The organism is Actinomadura sp. NPDC000929, assembly GCF_040492065.1.
GTDB lineage: Bacteria > Actinomycetota > Actinomycetes > Streptosporangiales > Streptosporangiaceae > Spirillospora > Spirillospora verrucosospora.
Map to the genome: position 1 here is coordinate 1 of NZ_JBEUPA010000298.1, position 3,071 is coordinate 3,071.

A 3,071-nucleotide genomic window follows, 5' to 3' on the forward strand; every position below is an offset into this window, starting at 1 on the left:
GCTCGCCGTCTCCGGCGAGCGGCGCCCCTTCGCCCGTCAGCCCAGGCGCACGGCGCGCTCGTGCTTGCCGTCCGCTATCTCCAGCACCTGCGCACGCGCCGCGGCGTCGGCCAGCGGCGCGATGAGACGGGCCAGCGGAGTGCGCTGCGGGGTCCCCGGGATCTCGGCCAGTTCGGTGATCCGGCGCACCCCGGCCTCCCCGTGCAGCTCGAAGCCGCGGACGGGGTGGGCCCAGATCCTGCCCTGCGCGGTGTCCATCACCGGCACCGCCTGGTCACCCGGGGCGACGGCCAGGTCGCCTAAAACCCAGCCGGTCTGCCGCGCCGCCTCGGCGTAGGCGATGACCTGCTCCAGGTCGCGCCGCAGCCGGGGGACGCGGGAGGAGTCGAACGTGACCGGCGGGCCGGCCAGCGCGACGGCGTCGCGGCAGCCCAGCCGGCCCGCGATCTCGGCGACCCGATCGAGGACACTGCGGTGAACGTGGCCCACCTGCACTCCATCCACAATCAGCAGCGCCACGTCCGCGCGGCCCTGCGATTCGGCCATCGGTTCCCCCTGCCCAGCGGCCCCCGGCCGCCAGGGACGCTCAGGCTGGACGCATGTCCACGACGCGGTCGGAGTCCAGGATGAAACTGGCGGCCTCGTCCGGAGTGACCCCGAGGACGTCGATGACCAGCCGGATCGGACCGACCTTCTCGGCGTCGCAGCGGTGGCACCTGGTGCGGTTGTCCCCGTAGACCTTCATCGAGGGGTTCCGGTCGCCGTTGCTGTGCCTGTTCGGACGCGGGCAGTGCCACAGGTTCCCGTCGTCGGAGGAGGAGCCGAGGCGCGTCAGCACCGTCCGGACGTCCACCGACTTGGCCTCGGCGATCCGCTTGTTGTGCGGCGAGACGGGGACGGGCGGCACCATGTCGGCGCCGCGGCGCCCGGCCCGCAGCTCCTGGCGGTACTTGGCCGCCTCGCGCCGCAGCTTCTCCAGGTCGATGCCCTGGGTCGGGTCGTCCTTGGTGACGGGGGCGGGCTCGTTCCCGGTCGACAGGTAGGGGAACCGGTCGTCGGCCCGCCGCCGCAGCGCCGCGACGAGCACGAACGTGGCCAGCGCGTCCCGGGCCGAGGGCGGCGGGACCATGCGCAGCCGCGCCGCGTACCGGATCACGGTGGCGGCCTCCGGGGTCACGAGCCGCTGGGCGCCGGAGCCGACCTGCACGGTGGGGACGGGCCCCTCCTCGCCCCCGACCTGGCCCCATTCCAGGTACCCGGAGGGCCGGCCCGCGTCGGGGAAGGCCTCTCCCTGCGGGTCCAGCCGCGAGAACTCCAGGACGGTGCCGCCGGCGTAGGCGTCGACGCGGCGGCCGGCGAAGCCGCACAGTGCCGCGTACGGCACCAGGCAGCTCGGGTCCTCGGGCGCGAGATAGATCACGCGCGACCGGAAGTCGGCCGCGGTCAGCCCGCTCGCCCGCAGACCGGCGATGGTCGCGGCGATCACGTCCTGGTCGTCGCCCGGAACCAGGTCGACCGACTTGACCCCTTCGATCGCCGGAGGTGAACCGGTGGTGCGAACGGCCAGCACGTAATCGGTCAACTGGTGCATCTGGTCTCCTTTGTAGTGTGCCGCCCCCGTGTGTCACGCATGACTGTCCACGCGACAGGGCGAGCCGCATGCTTTATTTGTCAACCGGTTCGTCGGCGGCGCCGTCCGGCCCTCTGGTACTTGCCGATCCGACCTGCCCCGAAACGGTTATGACTGAAGAGTGGACACCGGGCGGTGGGACCGGTGCCGCACCTGGCCGGAATCGGCCGGGTGCCGAGGTTACCTCCGGCCGTCCGCGGCCGGCGGCAGGACACGGAGAAGGGTGCAACAGTGCCAGCGCAAACCAAGGAAGAATTCTACGTCCGGCGCCTCTTCGACGACGACGTCCCCGTGTTCGTGGACGCGACCAAATACGTCCGGCAGGACGCCCCCTACCCGCTCAGCGCCAAGAAGGCCCTGAAGGCGACCTGCGGGGTGCGCACGGACAACGAGGTCCTGGCATTCAGCCTGCGCAACTACACCGGCAAGCAGGCCGAGCGGGAGGTCGAGCACGTCGAGAACACCGTCGGCGGGCGGGTGACGTCGCAGAACCAGCTGCGGCTGCGCATGCCGCGCAGGACCCTGCACGGCCTGAACGAGACGGCGCGGGCCCTCGCCGTCGTCCTCGGCGACGAAGTGATCACCGAGCTGGACGGCGACCTCTACGTCCTGAGCCTCTCCCGCAGCGGCAACGAGGGGACGCTGGCCCTGGTGGGCCGGCTCACCGCGTCGGAGGGCGGCTTCGTCCGGTCCGAGGTCGGCGACGGCGAGGCCGAGTTCGAGCTCCCCGTCGCGGGGGTCCGGCTGCGCATCTTCCTCCGCTCCCCCGTCCGCGACCGCATCATCGCCTACGGCTTCAGCGGCTACCTCACCCGCAAGCCCGGCGAGACGGAGACGGTGACCCGGGCGACCGCGCTGGCCATCAACAGCATCCTCGGCCTGGCGACGTTCCGGATGCTGTCGCAGCTGGACCACGTCGACGTCCCCGCGGTGCCGCGCGGCAACGCCGTCCGGCCGCGCAAGCCCGCCGAGCAGGTGACCTTCTCGGTCCCGGCGCTGCTGTTCACCGACGACGGGACCCCGGCGGCCCGCGGCCGCGTCGCCGCCGAGATCGACCTGGACCAGGTGGATCCGGTGACCGGCGGCCTCCAGCTGCACGTCACGGCCGGCGACCAGCTGGAGTGGAACCCGGCGGTGGCCGAGGCGGTGACGTTCGAGTCCTACGAGCGGGTGCTCACCGAGACCATCGGCGCCATGCTCCACTCGTCCGTCGGCGTCGACACGGTGCGCGACCTGGCCTACGACATCATGCTGGGCGACCTCGGCGCCGAGGGCATCGCCCGCCTGCGCGCCGCGACCACCGACCTTCCGGGCCTGGCGGCCAAGCCGAACCAGGCCGAGGTGCGGTCCGCGCAGCCGGCCACCGGCGTCCCGGCCGCCTGACCTCCGGCGCGGTCCGGCGCCGCGCCTCGCGCCGTCGCGGACCGGCGGGGCCAGAACC

3 protein-coding genes are annotated in these 3,071 nt (G+C 73.0%); 1 reads left to right on the top strand and 2 read right to left on the bottom strand.

Going from position 1 to position 3,071, the window contains the following annotated elements; genetic code table 11:
* Positions 1-36 precede the first annotated feature (36 nt).
* Both ABWI04_RS42285 and ABWI04_RS42290 read right to left on the bottom strand, forming a co-directional pair.
* Positions 37-546, bottom strand: a complete 510-nt coding sequence (locus tag ABWI04_RS42285; RefSeq protein WP_345177056.1) for a hypothetical protein — start codon at positions 544-546, stop codon at positions 37-39.
* 40 nt (positions 547-586) lie between these two features.
* Positions 587-1,591, bottom strand: coding sequence for a hypothetical protein (locus tag ABWI04_RS42290; RefSeq protein ID WP_345177054.1), 1,005 nt, complete (start codon positions 1,589-1,591; stop codon positions 587-589).
* A gap of 270 nt (positions 1,592-1,861) precedes the next feature.
* Between ABWI04_RS42290 and ABWI04_RS42295 the strand changes: the two genes are divergently transcribed.
* Positions 1,862-3,013, top strand: a complete 1,152-nt coding sequence (locus ABWI04_RS42295) for a hypothetical protein (RefSeq protein WP_345177052.1) — start codon at positions 1,862-1,864, stop codon at positions 3,011-3,013.
* Positions 3,014-3,071 lie beyond the last annotated feature (58 nt).